Genomic DNA, 15533 nt, shown 5'->3' with positions numbered 1-15533 from the left:
GGCGCGCGCACCCCTACCCCTCCGCTCCGTCCGCTCCCTTCACGGCGACCGGATCCGGGCCCGCGCCGGGCCGGGGCCCGGGCCGGGGATCCATGGGGGGCTCCGGCAGCTCGCGCATACGTGCCAGGGGCGAGGGCAGCACCCACAGGACGGCGAGCACGGTGCCGGCCGTCGCGATCCACAGAGTGGGCCGCAGGCCGAGGGCGCTGCCCAGCAGGCCTCCGGCGAGCGCGCCGAGCGGGCGGAAGCCGTGGTTGAGGGTCCGGTACGCGCCCATCACCCGGCCTCGTATCGCGTCGGGGACCAGTGCCATCTGGAGGGATCCGATCGCGATGTCGAGCAGCATCACGCCGACGCAGGACAGGAACTCGGCGACGATCAGCAGCCCGACGACCAGCGGCTTCGGCCCGGCGGCGAGGGGTATCAGGAGCAGTGGCAGCCCGAAGCCCAGGAAGCCGAACACCGTCGAGCGGCCGACCCCGATCCGCCGGACCACCCGGGACGCCACCGACGCGCCGATCAGCCCGCCGATCGCCCCGGTGCTGAGCACCGCGCCGAGGACCCCCGCGCTCAGCCCGAGCGTCGTCGTCACGTAGAGGACGAAGAGGGTGGAGAACATGAAGTTGAAGAACTGCACGGTGCCGGCGGCCGCGAACAGCGCCCGCATCAGCCGGTTCCCGACCAGCCACCGCATTCCCTCGGTGAAGTGCCCCTTCTCCACGGGCGCGGGGGCGGGTTCGGCCGGAGCGATCCGGGCCAGACAGGCCGCCGAGACCAGATAGGTGAAGGCGTTGGCGACCAGGGCGAACGGTGCCGTCAGTATCTGCACCAGCACACCGGCGGCGCCGGGTCCCGCCAGCCAGGCCATCGAACGACTGCCGTTGACCAGCGAGTTCGCCTGCACATAGCGCTCGACGGGGACCAGCGCCACGAACAGCGTCGCGTTGCACACGTCGAACAGCACGCCGGACACGCCCACCGCGAAGGCCACCGCGTACAGCTGGCCGAGTGTCAGCACGTCCAGGAAGTACGCGACGGGCAGGCTCAGCACGAGTGCCGCGCGGACCACATCGGCGGCGATCATGACGTGCCGCCGCCGGGCCCGCCGGTCGGCCCAGGCCCCGAACGGCAGATTGAACAGCAGCGCGGGCAGCAGTTCGGCGGTCTTCAGCCAGCCCATCTCGGCGGCGTCCGCCCCGAGGACGAGCACGGCGGCGAGCGGCAGCGCCATGAGCGCGACCTGGTCACCGGCGAGCGAGACGGTCTGCCCGGTCCAGTACCGGCGAAACTCCCGCTCCCTTAACAGCGCGGGTACACGTTCGGCGAGCGTCATCGGTCATTCCCCTCGGCTGTCGGGATTCACGATGCCGGGCAGTTCGCGGTCGACGAAGGCGATCCGCAGGACGGACACGGGCCGCGCTCCCTCGGGCCGCCGGGCCGGGTCCTTCTCCCGTTCCTCGTACGGGCGCAGCAACTCGTCGATTCCCCGGCCCAGTCCGGCCAGTTCCTCGGGGGTGAGGTGGAACAGCGTGTCGCCGAACTGCTCCGCCTCCTGCCATTGCCTGGGCAGCGTGTGCCGCTGCTCCAGGGCGCGGAGCGTTCGGGTGAGGTAGTGCTCCGCGGTGGCCATGCTGAGCGCGGTGGCCGCCTCGGCGACCGCCGGGTCCTCGCTGGTGTCCGACCACTGCGTGTACCGGGCCGTCGCCTGCCAGGGCTTCTCCCGCCCCTTGCCGCCCGGGGCCTGCTCGACCAGGCCGTACTTGGCGAGTATCCGCAGGTGGTACGAGCAACTGGCCACCGATTCCCCGGTCAGCTCGGCGGCCCGGGTGGCGGTGAACGGCCCCTCGCCGCGCAGCAGTCCCACGAGGGCCATCCGGACCGGATGGGCGTAGGCGCGCAGGGCGCGGGGATCGGTGAGATGGACGCTGCGAGGCAGCTCGTCACGGTGCTCCGACATGATGTAAAGCTATCTTTAGAAAGACTCCTTTACAAGAGATCTCAGGGGCCCGGCCCCGGGCCCGCGAGCGTGTGGGCCGCAAGGCCGGTGCCCGCGCCGGTGACCACGACCGCACCGTCCCGGTCCGTGCTCAGCACCCGCGCCCCGCCATCCCGCAGGGCCCGGACCGTCCGGGGCGACGGATGGCCGTACGGGTTGTCACGGCCGGCGGAGATCAGGGCCAGCCGGGGCCGCACCGCCCGGATGAGCCCCGGGTCCTGGTGGGCCGAGCCGTGGTGGGCCACCTTCAGCACGTCGACCGGCGGCAGTCGCGGATACGCCCGGACCAGCCCCCGCTGCGCCGCGGGTTCGAGGTCGCCGAGCAGCAACAGGGTCACGCCGCCCGCGGTCCTGACGAACAGCACGACACTCGCGTCGTTCGCCGCCGACTCCGTCGACTCCGCTGCCCCGGCGCTCCCGTCCGGCCCACCGGTCCCCGGCCACAGCACCCGCCACTCCAGCGGACCGATCACCCGCCGCTCCCCCGGTGCCGCCCGCACCACCGGCACCCCGGCGGCCCGCGCGGTACGCCGTACGAATTCCGCCTGCCCCGGCGGGTCGTCCAGCCCCGTCGTCTGGATCGCGCCCACCGTCCGGCCGCGCAGCACTCCCGGCAGACCGGCCACATGGTCCGCGTGGAAGTGACTGAGCACCAGCAGAGGGATCGTGCGCACCCCGAGCGCCGTCAGACAGCGGTCGACCGGCGCCGGGTCGGGCCCCGCGTCCACCACGACCGCGGTGTCCCCGCCGGCCGCGAGCACCGTCGCGTCACCCTGACCGACCTGGCACAGGGCGAACACCCAGCCCGGCGGCGGCCAGCCGGTGACCAGCCGGACCAGCGGCGGCGGCCGGACCACCGCCAGGACCAGCAGTACCGCGCACCCGGCCCCGATCCACCGCCGGTACGGCAGCCGCCACACGGCGAGCACCAGGAGCCCGGTCAGCGCCGCGAGCAGCAGCCCGCCCCACCAGCCGTCCGGCCAGGCCACCCGGGCGCCGGGCAGCCCCGCCCCGGTACGGGCCACCCGGGCGATCCACCCGGCGGGCAGGGCCGCGACCCACGCCACCCACCCGGCGGCCCACGGCCACACCGGCGCGAGGCCCAGCACGGCGAAACCGAGGACCGTGGCCGGGGCCACCGCCGCTTCCGCGAGCAGATTGGCGGGCACCGCCACCAGGCTCACCCGGGCCGCGAAGACCACCACGACGGGCGCGCACAGCGCCTGGGCCGCGAGCGTCGCCGCCAGCGCCTCCGCGATCCGGCCGGGCACCCGCCGCCGGCGCAGGGCGTCGCTCCAGCGCGGAGCGATCGTGAGCAGCGCGCCGGTGGCCAGGACGGAGAGCAGGAACCCGTAACTCCGCGCCAGCCAAGGGTCGTAGAGCACCAGGGCGAGCACCGCCGCGGCGAGTGCCGGGAGCAGTGAACGGCGCCGGCCGGTCGCGAGGGCGAGCAGGGTGACAAGCCCGCACGCCGCCGCCCGCAGCACACTCGGATCGGGCCGGCACACCACGACGAACGCGAGTGTCAGCCCTCCCCCGACGCATGCGGTCATCCGCAGCGGGATGCCCAGCCGGGGCGCGAGACCGCCCCGTTCGGCCCGCTGCGCGGTGCCGGGCCGCCCGATGAGGAGCAGCAGCACGACCGTGAGGTTCGAACCCGAGACGGCGAGGAGATGGGTGAGATCGGTGGCTTCGAACGCCTCCTTCAGTTCGGGCTCGACACGGGAGGTGTCCCCGACCACCAGGCCCGGCAGCAGGGCCCGGGCGTCCGGCGGCAGGTGCTCGGTCGCTCGCCGCAGTCCGGCGCGCAGCGTCCCGGCGGTGCGCTGGAGGCCGCTGGGCTGCCCGGTGATCCTGGGCGGCCCGCCGTCGGCCCGCAGCACGGCGGCGAGGGCGTCCCCGGGCCGGGGCGGGGCGAGCCGTCCCGTCACCGTGACGCGGGTCGAGGGCAGCAGCGCCGACCACCCCCGTCCGCTCTCCCCCGGCCCATCCCGCGCCGGTACGAGCACCAGGACCGGCGCCCTCGTACGGAAGACCGCCCGCTCGCCGTCCTCGACCCGGGTCACCTCGCCCGCCACGGCCACCAGGGGCGGCGCGGCCCGGCTGCCACGCACCCGGGGGCGGACGAGCCGGGGGTCGGCGGTGAGGACCACCTCGGCCGTCACCCGGGCCCCGGCGCGGGTGAGCGCGGGCACCGGCCCCCGGTGCGGATCGGCCGCGTGCAGCGCCCCGGACGCGGCCCCGGCGGCGGCGCACAGCAGGACCCCGGCCCCGGCGATCGCCCGTGGACCGTACCGGGTACCAGGCCGCAGCAGCGCCGCCGCGGCGCACACACAGAGCAGCACTCCGGCGACCGTCCACCGGCCGGCGACGCCCACCGCGAGCGCCGCCCCGCCCCACACGGCGAGCGCCGGCGGGACGAGCCGCAGATCGGCCGGCCCCTCGTCCGCCGCGACCGGCGGGCGCGGCTTCATGCTCATGGCCGGACCAGCGGGGCGAGGTCCGCGAACCGGCGTTCGCCGATACCGCTGACATCCCGCAGTTCGGCCACCGAACGAAATCCCCCGTGCTCCGCCCGGTGCTCGACGATGTGCCGGGCGAGGACCGGGCCGACCCCGGGCAGCGCGTCGAGCTGCTCGGCGGTGGCCACACTGAGGCTCAGCGGCCCGGCCTGCCCCGGCGGAACCGGGACCGCTCCGCCCACCGCCCCGGCCGCTCCCGCACCGCCGGCCGGGATGGCCGGGAGACCGACGACAACCTGCTCGCCGTCCTGGAGCACCCGAGCCCGGTTGAGTCCCGTCAGATCCGTGCCCGAGCGGATGCCACCCGCCGCACGCACGGCATCGGCGACCCGCGAACCGGCGGGCAGCGTGAACACCCCCGGCCTGCGCACCTTGCCGCCGACATCGACCACGACCACGGCACCCGCGCCCGCGCCCGCGCCCGCCGGAGGGACGGGTCCGGCGGCCGCCGGTGAAAGACCGGAAGGAGGAGGGGCGGGAGGAGCGGGAGGCGAAGAGGACGGCGAGAACTCCGGTTCGGGCAGCGCCCGGGCCGCCGCCGGCACGGCGGGCGCCGTGACCTGCTGCGGCCTGCCGCTCCAGAAATAGGCCCCGGCGCCTCCGGCGGCCACGACCAGCACCACGGCGAGCGCGGCCAGCGAGCGCCGTTCGAGTCCACAGCGGGACTGCACCCACCACGGCAACCGCTCCCACAGAGCGATCCGCCACCGCTCCCGCACCGGCACGGCCCCCACCGGCCCTACCTGCTCCGCCGGTCCCGCCCGAGCGACCGGTTCCGCCGGCACGGCCTGCGTCAGCCCTGCCGGCCCTACCGGCACCGCCGCCTGCCCCACCGGCCAAATCGCCGGATCAAGGGGCTCCGGCGGCCCCAGGGGACCGGCCGGTTCGCGCCGCCGCGGCGGCGGGAGCGGTGGGGGTGAGGGGAAGGGTGGGGGCGAGGGGAGCGGTACGGGTGATGGGGACGGTGAGGCCGTCGCCGGGAACAGGGCCTCGCCCCGCCGCCGTACCGCCTCCGGGACGGCGCCCGCCGCGTGCCGGCCCGAGCCCGCCGGCCGGATCCTCGTCCTCCGGCGGGTGCGGCCGTCCGATCCCGGGCGCCGGCCGGGTCCACTGCCCGCCCCGCCACGGTGTGCTCTGATGCGCGTACGAAGAGTCATGGGGTCGACGGTAGACATCCCCGGCGGCCTCTGCCGAGACCCCTCATATTCCGTGGACAACCGGCCAGTTGTGGATAACTCGCTCACTCACACGAGGGAACGCGTCCTCGTCGCTCCCCTCTGCGGCCCGGGGGCGCCGGCGCCCTCAGCGCGGAGAGACGACGACCGCGAGCAGCCCCGGCCCGGTGTGCGCGCCGATGACCGCGCCGACCTCGGTGACCTGGAGGTCGCGCACGGCCGGCAGCCGTTCCCGCAGCCGCTCGGCCAGGGCGTCGGCCCGCTCGGGAGCGGCCAGATGATGGACGGCCACGTCGACGGGGCCGGTCCCGGCGCGTTCGACGGCGATCTCTTCCAGCCGGGCGATGGCCCTGGATGCCGTACGCACCTTCTCGCGCAACTCGATCCGCCCGCCTTCGAGTTCGAGCAGCGGCTTCACCGCCAGCGCCGAGCCGAGCAGGGCCTGGGCGGCACCGATCCGCCCGCCGCGACGCAGATAGTCGAGGGTGTCGACATAGAAGTAGGCGGAGGTGCCCACGGCCCGTTTCTCGGCCGCCGCCACGGCCTCGTCGAGCGAACCGCCCGCCTCGACGGTCTCGGCCGCCGCCAGAGCGCAGAAGCCGAGCGCCATCCCGACCATCCGCGTGTCGACGACCCGCACGGGCACCGGCGCGCTTTCCGCCGCGAGCACGGCCGCGTCGTACGTACCGGAGAACTCGCCGGACAGATGGAGGGAGACGATGCCCTGGGCCCCCGCCTCGGCGGCGGCGCGATAGGCGGCGGCGAAGACTTCGGGGGCGGGCCGGGAGGTGGTCACCGCGCGCCGCTTCTGCAGCGCCTCCGCGAGCGAGCGGGCCGAGATCTCGGTGCCCTCCTCCAACGCGCGGTTCCCGATGACGACGGTGAGCGGGACGACCGTGACGTCGTGCCGCTCCAGCGCCTGGGGAGGCAGATAGGCCGTGGAATCGGTGACGATCGCGACATGCCGGGACATGAGCGGGAGGTTACCCGCCGTCTTCGGCGCACGTCAGCCCGGCCCCACTCGCGCACCGGCGGCTCCCCGGGGCGACGGCCCCGTGCCCGGTTCTCAGGCAGTCGCTCTCAGGCCGTCGTCTCCGGCCGCGCCGACTTCTCCCACGGGTGGACCGTGGTGCGCCGGTCCGCCCCCGTGAGCGCCTGCGGCTGCTGCTGCCCCGCCGTCCCTGCCTGGTCCCCGGGCCGGGGCTGCTCGGCTCCGGCCCGGCCCGCACCGCTCCCCATGCCGTTGCCCGTACCCGCGCCCGTACCCGCGCCCGCATCCACACCCGCGTCCGCGTCCGTCCAGTGCCGCAGCGCGCCCGCCTCCATGTCGATCTGGGCGCTGAGCGAGGTCAGGTCGTCGTCGGCGAACTTGCGGGCCCGGTCCCGGGCGGCGAAGCGGAGCGCGTCGGCGGAGTGGGTGACCTGCTGGGTGCGCCGGCGCAGCTCCGGCAGGCAGCCCGTGACGTGCCCCCGGTCCGGTTCGCGCTCCAGCCGCCGAAGGTCGTCGTCCAGCTCCCGGGCGTGACCGCTGAGCCGGTGGAAGAGGTCGAGGGATTCCTTGAGCGAGGCGTCCTCGGCCACGCCCGCGTGCAGGGCCTCCTGGGTGGCGCGCATCGAGGTGCGCAGCGAGAGGCGCAGCTGGGCCAGCTCGGCCGAAGGGCCGGTCTGGCCGAAGCTCTTGGCTCTCAGGGTGGTGTCCTCGACCGTGCGCCGGGCCTGGTCGATGGTGCGGTCCACCCCGCGTTTGGCCGCCTTGGCGACCTTCACCGTGGCGTACACCCCGAGCACCACGAAGGCGACGAAGAGCAATGCCATGATCGTGATCGCGGCTCCCATATGCCTCGCCTCGCCCCTCCGGCCTCGTTATTGGTTCTTCCACCGTAAACGGTAGGGGCAGGCCGGTGGTTCCGTCGGAACCCCCAACCTGCCCCCATGCACCCCCTAGGGGATGCGGCCGTCGTCACCGTCGGCCCGGTATCGCGATGTCAGCCCTCGCGATGCCGGGCACCGCTCGCGATGTCAGGCGACGATGTTGACCAGCTTCGGCGCGCGGACGATCACCTTGCGGATCTCCGCACCGCCCAGCGCGGCGACGACGTGCGCGTCGCCCAGCGCCAGCGCCTCCAGCTCCGCGTCGGTGATCGACGGGGAGACCTCCAGGCGGGCCTTGACCTTGCCCTTGATCTGCACGACGCAGGTCACGGTCTCGTCCACGACATAGGCCGGGTCGGCGACCGGGAAGTCCTGGTGGACGACCGAGTCGGTGTGGCCCAGACGGCGCCACAGCTCCTCGGCGATGTGCGGGGCCAGCGGGGCGACCAGCAGCACCAGCTGCTCGGCGACCGAGCGGGACACCGCGCCACCGGACTTGGTCAGGTGGTTGTTCAGCTCGGTGATCTTCGCGATGGCGGTGTTGAAGCGCATCGCCGCCATGTCCTGGGAGACACCGTCGATGGCCTTGTGCAGGGCACGCAGGGTGGCCTCGTCGGCCGGCTCGTCCGTGACGGTGACCTCGCCGGTGGACTCGTCGACGATGTTGCGCCACAGCCGCTGCAGCAGCCGGTACTGGCCGACGACCGCGCGGGTGTCCCACGGGCGGGAGACGTCCAGCGGGCCCATCGCCATCTCGTACAGACGCAGGGTGTCCGCACCGTACTCGGCGCACATCTCGTCCGGGGTGACGGCGTTCTTCAGGGACTTGCCCATCTTGCCCAGCAGACGGCTGACCTTCTCGCCCTGGTAGTAGTACGCGCCGTCGCGCTCCTCCACCTCGGCGGCCGGGACGGCGATGCCACGGCTGTCGCGGTAGACGAAGGCCTGGATCATGCCCTGGTTGTAGAGCTTGTGGAACGGCTCGGCCGAGGAGATGTAGCCCAGGTCGAACAGCATCTTGGACCAGAAGCGGGCGTACAGCAGGTGCAGCACGGCGTGCTCGGCGCCGCCGACGTACAGGTCGACACCGCCGGTGGGCATGCCCTCGCGCGGCCCCATCCAGTACTGCTCGATGGCCGGGTCGACCAGCTTCTCGGCGTTGTGCGGGTCCAGGTAGCGCAGCTCGTACCAGCAGGAACCGGCCCAGTTGGGCATGGTGTTGGTCTCGCGGCGGTACTTCTTCGGACCGTCGCCCAGGTCCAGCGTGACGGCGACCCAGTCCTCGTTGCGGGACAGCGGCGGCTCGGGCTGGGTGTCGGCGTCGTCCGGGTCGAAGGTGCGCGGCGAGTAGTCCTCGACCTCCGGCAGCTCCAGCGGCAGCATCGACTCGGGCAGCGAGTGCGCGACGCCGTCCTCGTCGTAGACGATCGGGAAGGGCTCGCCCCAGTAGCGCTGGCGGCTGAACAGCCAGTCGCGCAGGCGGAAGTTGACGGTGCCCTCGCCGATGCCCCGGTCGGTCAGCCAGGCGGTGATCTTCTCCTTGGCCTCGACGACGCCCAGGCCGTCCAGCGCCACGTCGTCGTTCGTGGAGTTGACCAGCTTCGCCTCGTACGAGCTGAAGGCGTCGTCCCAGGTCGACGGGTCGGTGCCGCGCTCGTCGTCCGGCTCGACGACGCAGCGCATCGGCAGCTCGAAGGCGCGCGCGAAGGCGAAGTCACGGGTGTCGTGCGCCGGGACGGCCATGATCGCGCCGGTGCCGTAGCCCATCAGGACGTAGTCGGCGATGAAGACGGGGATCTGCTCGCCGCTGACCGGGTTGGTGGCGTACGCGCCGGTGAAGACGCCGGTCTTCTCCTTGGCGTCGGCCTGCCGCTCGACGTCGGACTTGGCGGCGGCCTGCTTGCGGTAGGCGGCGACGGCGTCGGCGGGGGTGGCGTGGCCACCGGTCCACACGTCGTGGGTGCCCTCGGGCCAGGCGGCCGGGACCAGCGCGTCGACCAGGTCGTGCTCCGGGGCCAGCACCATGTAGGTGGCGCCGAACAGGGTGTCCTGGCGGGTGGTGAAGACGGTGACGGCACCGGCGTCGCCGGCCGGGAAGTCGACCCGGGCGCCCTCGGAGCGGCCGATCCAGTTGCGCTGCTGCAGCTTGATGGCCTCGGGCCAGTCCAGCGCGTCCAGGTCGTCCAGCAGGCGGTCCGCGTAGGCGGTGATGCGCATGTTCCACTGGCGCAGCTTGGACTTGAAGACGGGGAAGTTGCCGCGCTCGGAACGGCCCTCGGCGGTGACCTCCTCGTTGGCCAGGACGGTGCCCAGGCCGGGGCACCAGTTGACCGGCGACTCGGAGGCGTAGGCCAGCCGGTACTCGCTCAGCACGTCGGCGCGCTCGACGGCGCTCAGGGCGTTCCAGTCCCGGCCGCCGGGGACCTCACGGGTGCCGTTCGCGAACTGCTCGATCAGCTCGTCGATCGGACGGGCCGTGCGGGCCTCGGTGTCGTACCAGGAGTTGTAGATCTGGACGAAGATCCACTGCGTCCACTTGTAGTACTCCGGGTCGATCGTGGCGAACGACCGGCGCTTGTCGTGGCCCAGGCCCAGCCGGCGCAGCTGGACCTTCATGTTCTCCATGTTGGCCTCGGTGGAGACCCGCGGGTGCGTGCCGGTCTGCACGGCGTACTGCTCGGCCGGCAGGCCGAAGGCGTCGAAGCCCAGGGTGTGCAGGACGTTGTGCCCGGTCATCCGCGCGTGACGGGCGTAGACGTCGGTGGCGATGTAGCCCAGGGGGTGACCGACGTGCAGGCCCGCGCCCGAGGGGTACGGGAACATGTCCATGATGAACTTCTTGGGACGCTCCACCACGGCCTGGTCCCCGGCCAGATCACCGGTGGGGTTCGGAGCCGCGTAGGTGCCCTCGGCGTCCCAGACGTCCTGCCAGCGTGCCTCGATGTCGGCGGCCATGGCCGCCGTGTAGCGATGCGGGGCCGCCGTCTCGGCGGCCGTGTTGGTCTCGGTCATGATCCTTGAAGCTCCATCGATCGTCTCTGCCCACTGCCAGCACTGCCACGAAATGAAAAATCCCCTCGCACAGGAGGGGACGCCGCGCCGATGCCGACCGGAATGTTCATCCGTCGGGACTGATCAGCGCGGCCGGCTAAGCAGAAGGCGTACGGCACGCATGAGCGTCAGGGTACCGCAGGGCCCGAGCGGGCCGCATCGGCGTTCCGAGGGGCGGGCGGCGCCACGGCCACGCGCGCGTGGAGGCGGCCGGGGGTGGGTGTACGTACGACACGCGCCACGCGCGCGTACGACCGGCACCCGCCGGACATGCGGACGTGACGTGTGGGCATGTGGACATGTGGGCATACGAAAAAGCGGGCCATCCTGTCCGGATGACCCGCTTCTCATCTGTGGAGCTAAGGAGAATTGAACTCCTGACCTCTTGCATGCCATGCAAGCGCTCTACCAACTGAGCTATAGCCCCGCGTATGCGGGAGTAAGACTACCGCAGAAGAGTCACGAGTCATCCGGTCGGAATGACTCGCCACCGTTCTGTGGAGCTAAGGAGAATTGAACTCCTGACCTCTTGCATGCCATGCAAGCGCTCTACCAACTGAGCTATAGCCCCTTGTTTCACCGCCGCGCCCGGTCTCCCGTGCGGCGACGAAAAGAACAGTAACCGGCCGCCCGGCCGTTCGCCAAATCCGTTCCCCGGGCCCCTCCCAGGGGCCGGGGTAGGGTCGCAGGCTGTGTCCGTCTCCGCACCCCCCTCAGCCCCCCGCGCGCGGCCCTGGCCCCTGGTCACCGCCGCCGCCGTCTGCCTGCTGTCGTTCACCGCTTTCTGGGTGGCGCAGCGTCTCGCCCACGTGAACATGCTCGACGTGATGGTCTACCGGGCCGAGGCCGAGACCCTGCGGGCCGGCGGCGATCTGTACGAGATGCGCGCCACGTCGGCGCGGCTGGCCATGACCTATCCGCCGATCGCGGCCGTGCTCTTCCTGCCGCTGACCCTGGTGGGCGTGCCGCTGATGCGGACGCTGAACACGGCCGGGAACCTGCTCCTGGTCGTGGCGCTCGTCCAGTTGTCGCTCCAGCTCATACGCCCCCGCCTGGCGCGCCCCTCGGCGCGCGCCGAACTGTGGCGCGCGACCTTCCTGCTCGCCGCGCTCCTCGTGTGGTGCGAGCCGGTGTGGACGACGCTGCGGTACGGGCAGATCAACCTGCTCGTCGCGGCGGCGGTGCTGTGGGACCTGACCCGCCGCCCCGGCGGCCCGGGCGCGCGCTGGGCCGGGGTGGGCATCGGGCTCGCGACAGCCGTGAAGCTGACCCCGGGCCTGTTCGTGGTGCTGCTGTTCGCGGCGGGCCTGCTGCTGTGGCGCCGGGAGCGCCGCGGCGCGGCTCCGGGGCGCGGCGTGAACCCGTGGCTGCGGACCGGGCTGACGGCGACCGGCACTTTCCTGGTCACGACGCTGGCGATGGTGGTGGCCATGCCGGACGCCTCGAAGACCTTCTGGACCCGGACCCTGTTCGAGACGGGCCGGGTCGGGCACGCCGAGGAGACCGGCAACCAGTCCGTCAGCGGCGTGCTGGCCCGGCTGCTGCACACCGACGCGCCGGGCCTGTGGTGGGTCGCGGCGGCGGGGCTGCTCGGCTGCGCCGCCATGGCGCTCGCCGTACGGGCCGCGCTGCGCGGCGACCGCGCGGCGGCCGTGGTGATCACCGCGTTCACGGCGCTGATGATCAGCCCGATCTCCTGGTCGCACCACTGGGTGTGGTGCGTGCCCCTGCTGATCCTGCTCCACGACCGCACTACGCGCGTGTGGCCGGTGACCGGAGCGGTGGCGCTGGCCTTCGCCTCGTTCGCGCTGTGGTGGGTGCCGCACGACCCGGGCCGTCCCGAACTGGACCAGAACGCCGGGCAGATGCTGCTCTCGGCGGTCTATCCGCTGACGGCGCTCGCGGTGTTCGCCGGGTACGCGCTGTCGGTGTGGCGGGGCCGGGCCGCGGCGCCCGCCGAGCGGGTCCCCCGCCCCCGGGAGGACGAGGGCCACGAGGAGGCGCGGGGCGAGGAGGCGCGGGACGCGGTCCGGGTGCCTCAGGCCGTCGCGAAGGAGTAGAAGCGCTTCAGGGTGCAGTGCTCGTCCAGGAGCCGGCCGTAGATCGGCTCCCCTTCGAGTTCGCGGTACGTCTCGATGGGGTCGCCTTTTATGATCAGCGCCCGGGCGCATTCCTCGCACCAGTACTGGAACGAGGGGTTGACCGGGTCCATGTCCCGGACGATGGGCGTGCCGCTGCCGCACCAGTCGCACTTCCGCCTGTGCGCCCCCATCACTCGGCTCCGGTCATGGCCGCGCGAGCCGCGCACCGTGCCCGCGCTCGCGGGCCGGGAGCCACGGCGTACGCCATGGACACCACAACGGAGTCGGCATGGGCTTCGGCGTCGGTATGGGTTTCGACCCCCTCGGCACCGGCCACGGCCATATGTGCTCCCTCCCTACCGGACCCGCTGTCCCCTCCGGCTGTCCGATTCTGCCATGGCCCCGCAAGGGGGTCGGTGCCGTCGGCGGAGCACCCCGGCGGCGGCGCCCAGGAGCGCGGTCAGCGCCAGTGCGAAGGCGCATACCCCCACCGCGCGGGCCGACACCTCCGCCCCCGGGCCGGTGATCCGCCCCAGGAAGAGGGTCCCGATGGCCGCGATGCCGATCAGCTGACCGAGCTGGTTCATCATGGCGAGCAGTCCGCTCGCGTCGGCCGCGTCGGCCGGCCGTACGTTTTCGAGCGCGCTGGTCAGAGCCGGGCTGAAGGCCATGGCGAGACCGGCGCCCATGGCGCAGAAGACCGGATAGAGCAGCCATCCGCCGCTCCCGCCGCCCGCGAAGAGGGCGCCCACGGCGAGCGCGGAGACCGCCGCGACGAGGAAGCCGCCGGGCACCAGGAACGGGCGCAGCCGGGCGGGCCAGCGCCGCCAGGTGAGGCCGACGCCCCCGAAGACGGCGGCCATGGGCGCGAAGCCGAGACCGGTCCGCAGGGCGCTCTGCCCGAGTCCGCCCTGCAGATGGATAGTGAGGGTGAACAGGAATCCTCCGTTGACGGCCATCACCGCCGCGATCCGCACGGCGGCCCGGCCCATGCCGGGAGCGCGCAGCACCCGGGGCGTCAGGAGCGGGGCGCCGCCGCGGCGCGCGAGGCGTGCCTCGTACGTCCCGAAGGCGGCGAACAGGAACAGCGATCCGCCGAGCGACAGCCAGGTCCACAGCGGCCAGCCGATCTCCTGGCCGAGCACGAGCGGGACGGTGAACAGCGAGACGGAGCCGGCGAGCAGCAGCAGCCCGGGGACGTCGAGGGGACGGGCCCGTTCGGCGCTGCGGGCCGGGTCGCGCGGCAGCACCCGGGCGCCGAGGAGCAGCAGGACGAGCCCGATGGGCACATTGACCAGGAACACCGGGCGCCAGCCGGTGCCGAACAGGTCGGCGCTGACGAGGACGCCGCCGAGGACCTGCCCGGCCGCCGAACCGGTGGCGAGCACGGCGGAGTAGGCGCTCAGTGCCCGGACCCTGGACTCGCCGATGAAATTGCGCTGGATGAGGCTGAGCACCTGGGGGATCATCAGGGCCGAGCCGGCGCCTTGCAGCACCCGGAAGACGATCAGCTGACCGGTTCCCCCGGCCACTCCGCAGGCGAGCGAGGCGGCGGTGAAGAGCGCGAGTCCGGCGAGGTAGACCCGCCGGTGGCCGAGCAGTTCACCGAGCCGGGCACCGGTGATCAGCAGGACCGCGTAGGCGATGGTGTACCCGGCGACGACGAGCTGGATCCCGGCACCGGTGGCACCCAGGCTCGAACGGATGGCGGGCGCCGCGACGTTGACGATGAAGACGTCGAGCAGGGCCATGAACTGGGCGGCGAGCACGACGCCGAGCAGGGCACGGGGACGGGGACGGTCACCGGTTCGGGAGGCCGTACCGAGTACGGGACGGGGGGCGGTCGTTGTCATACGAGGAGCGTGGGCCCGCTCCGATACGGGTAACGAGAGCCCGCCGATGCTGGTACTGGCAGCACCTGGCAACGGCCGCGCGAAGGCCCGACGATGGGAGGGTGACGATCACCATGGCAGCACCGACGCGAACCCGCCGCAGGCCGGAACTGGCGGCGTTCCTGCGCAACCGCCGGGCGCGGGTGACCCCGCAGGACGTAGGGATGCCGCCGGGGCTGCGGCGGCGTACGCCGGGACTTCGCCGGGAGGAGGTGGCCCAGCTCTCCGGGGTCGGCGTGACCTGGTACACGTGGTTGGAGCAGGGCCGGCCGATCAACGCCTCGGGGCAGGTGCTCGACGCGGTGGCCCGTACGCTGCGGCTCGACCGGTCCGAGCGCGAGCATCTCTACCACCTGGCGGAGGTGCCGTACGGGCCGGACGCGGCGCCCGAGCAGCCGATGGCGGTCAGCCCGGAGATCCAGGGCATCCTGGACGCCCTCGTGCCGCTGCCCGCCGTGGTCTACAACGCGCGCTACGACCTGCTGGCCGCCAACGCCTCGTACTCCCTGCTGTTCCATCGGGCCGGGACCGGCGCCCTGGGTCCGCTGGGCGTACGCAATGTGCTGTGGTCCCTCTTCACGGTGCCCGACGAGGAATGTCCCGTGGTCGACCGGCATCTGGAACTGCCGCTGATGGTGGCCCAGCTGCGGGGCGCGTACGGGCGCCATGTGGGCGAGCCCGCCTGGGAGTCGTTCGTCCGGCTGCTGTCGGAGGCGAGCCCGTACTTCGCGGAACTGTGGCGCAGCGGGGACGTGGTGGTGCCGGGCACGCGCGTGAAGACGTTCCGGCACGAGCGGGTCGGGGTGATACGGACGACCTCGGTCTCGCTGTCGATCAACGGGATGCCGGAGTGCCGGATCGTCACTTACACGCCGAGCGACGAGGAGAGCCGCCGGGCCATCGACACCTTGCTTGCCGAGGCGGGGTGACGGGCCGAGCCGGGG

At 73.1% G+C, this 15533-nt stretch carries 11 protein-coding genes and 2 tRNA genes; 2 read left to right on the top strand and 11 right to left on the bottom strand.

Annotated features, from left to right (window positions below; translation table 11 throughout):
* Positions 1–13 precede the first annotated feature (13 nt).
* The 9 genes from ACGFRB_RS12705 to ACGFRB_RS12665 form a co-directional block, all read right to left on the bottom strand.
* Positions 14–1333: an MFS transporter gene (locus ACGFRB_RS12705; protein ID WP_393242441.1), complete on the bottom strand. Its 1320-nt coding sequence runs from the start codon at positions 1331–1333 to the stop codon at positions 14–16.
* Between the two features lie 3 nt (positions 1334–1336).
* Positions 1337–1957 carry a winged helix-turn-helix domain-containing protein gene (locus tag ACGFRB_RS12700; protein WP_393242438.1) on the bottom strand — a complete coding sequence of 207 codons (621 nt, stop codon included), beginning with the start codon at positions 1955–1957 and terminating at the stop codon, positions 1337–1339.
* 41 nt (positions 1958–1998) lie between these two features.
* Entirely contained in the window at positions 1999–4476 is a 2478-nt protein-coding gene (locus ACGFRB_RS12695) for a ComEC/Rec2 family competence protein (RefSeq protein ID WP_393242435.1), read from the bottom strand.
* Positions 4473–5252, bottom strand: a complete 780-nt coding sequence (locus ACGFRB_RS12690) for a helix-hairpin-helix domain-containing protein (RefSeq protein WP_393242432.1) — start codon at positions 5250–5252, stop codon at positions 4473–4475. Before ACGFRB_RS12690 ends, ACGFRB_RS12695 begins: the two co-directional genes overlap by 4 nt.
* A gap of 568 nt (positions 5253–5820) precedes the next feature.
* Positions 5821–6666: a DegV family protein gene (locus ACGFRB_RS12685; RefSeq protein WP_393242430.1), complete on the bottom strand. Its 846-nt coding sequence runs from the start codon at positions 6664–6666 to the stop codon at positions 5821–5823.
* Positions 6667–6773: 107 nt separating this feature from the next.
* Complete coding sequence (locus ACGFRB_RS12680; protein WP_393242427.1) at positions 6774–7529, bottom strand: hypothetical protein; 756 nt, start codon at positions 7527–7529, stop codon at positions 6774–6776.
* 183 nt (positions 7530–7712) lie between these two features.
* Positions 7713–10577, bottom strand: coding sequence for a leucine--tRNA ligase (gene leuS / locus ACGFRB_RS12675; protein ID WP_393242424.1), 2865 nt, complete (start codon positions 10575–10577; stop codon positions 7713–7715).
* Between the two features lie 393 nt (positions 10578–10970).
* Positions 10971–11043, bottom strand: a tRNA-Ala gene (locus tag ACGFRB_RS12670).
* 71 nt (positions 11044–11114) lie between these two features.
* Positions 11115–11187 (bottom strand) — tRNA-Ala (locus tag ACGFRB_RS12665).
* Between the two features lie 121 nt (positions 11188–11308).
* Here ACGFRB_RS12665 and ACGFRB_RS12660 point away from each other — a divergent pair.
* Entirely contained in the window at positions 11309–12676 is a 1368-nt protein-coding gene (locus tag ACGFRB_RS12660) for a glycosyltransferase 87 family protein (RefSeq protein WP_393242421.1), read from the top strand.
* On the opposite strand, the gene ACGFRB_RS12655 is transcribed toward ACGFRB_RS12660, so the two are convergent.
* Positions 12655–12888, bottom strand: a complete 234-nt coding sequence (locus tag ACGFRB_RS12655; RefSeq protein WP_265862737.1) for a hypothetical protein — start codon at positions 12886–12888, stop codon at positions 12655–12657. The two genes, ACGFRB_RS12660 and ACGFRB_RS12655, sit on opposite strands and share 22 nt — an antisense overlap.
* 165 nt (positions 12889–13053) lie before the next feature.
* On the bottom strand, positions 13054–14550 hold the full coding sequence (locus tag ACGFRB_RS12650; RefSeq protein ID WP_393242417.1) for an MFS transporter: 1497 nt from the start codon (positions 14548–14550) through the stop codon (positions 13054–13056).
* Positions 14551–14663: 113 nt separating this feature from the next.
* On the opposite strand from ACGFRB_RS12650, the gene ACGFRB_RS12645 reads away from it, so the two are divergent.
* A complete protein-coding gene (locus tag ACGFRB_RS12645) occupies positions 14664–15518 on the top strand; it encodes a helix-turn-helix transcriptional regulator (RefSeq protein ID WP_393242414.1) in 855 nt (284 codons plus the stop codon).
* The last annotated feature ends 15 nt before the right edge of the window (positions 15519–15533 follow it).

The organism is Streptomyces sp. NPDC048718, from assembly GCF_043198875.1.
Taxonomy (GTDB): domain Bacteria; phylum Actinomycetota; class Actinomycetes; order Streptomycetales; family Streptomycetaceae; genus Streptomyces.
Note: the sequence above shows the minus strand (reverse complement) of the source record. Positions and strands in the feature narration are given on the sequence as shown.

Excerpts from the sequence above, each read along its gene's own strand:
- ACGFRB_RS12695 (WP_393242435.1), bottom strand. The coding sequence starts at position 4,476 with ATGAGCATGAAGCCGCGCCCGCCGGTCGCGGCGGACGAGGGGCCGGCC.
- ACGFRB_RS12650 (WP_393242417.1), bottom strand. The coding sequence starts at position 14,550 with ATGACAACGACCGCCCCCCGTCCCGTACTCGGTACGGCCTCCCGAACC.
- ACGFRB_RS12705 (WP_393242441.1), bottom strand. The coding sequence starts at position 1,333 with ATGACGCTCGCCGAACGTGTACCCGCGCTGTTAAGGGAGCGGGAGTTT.
- ACGFRB_RS12655 (WP_265862737.1), bottom strand. The coding sequence starts at position 12,888 with ATGGGGGCGCACAGGCGGAAGTGCGACTGGTGCGGCAGCGGCACGCCC.
- ACGFRB_RS12685 (WP_393242430.1), bottom strand. The coding sequence starts at position 6,666 with ATGTCCCGGCATGTCGCGATCGTCACCGATTCCACGGCCTATCTGCCT.
- ACGFRB_RS12680 (WP_393242427.1), bottom strand. The coding sequence starts at position 7,529 with ATGGGAGCCGCGATCACGATCATGGCATTGCTCTTCGTCGCCTTCGTG.
- ACGFRB_RS12645 (WP_393242414.1), top strand. The coding sequence starts at position 14,664 with ATGGCAGCACCGACGCGAACCCGCCGCAGGCCGGAACTGGCGGCGTTC.
- leuS (WP_393242424.1), bottom strand. The coding sequence starts at position 10,577 with ATGACCGAGACCAACACGGCCGCCGAGACGGCGGCCCCGCATCGCTAC.
- ACGFRB_RS12700 (WP_393242438.1), bottom strand. The coding sequence starts at position 1,957 with ATGTCGGAGCACCGTGACGAGCTGCCTCGCAGCGTCCATCTCACCGAT.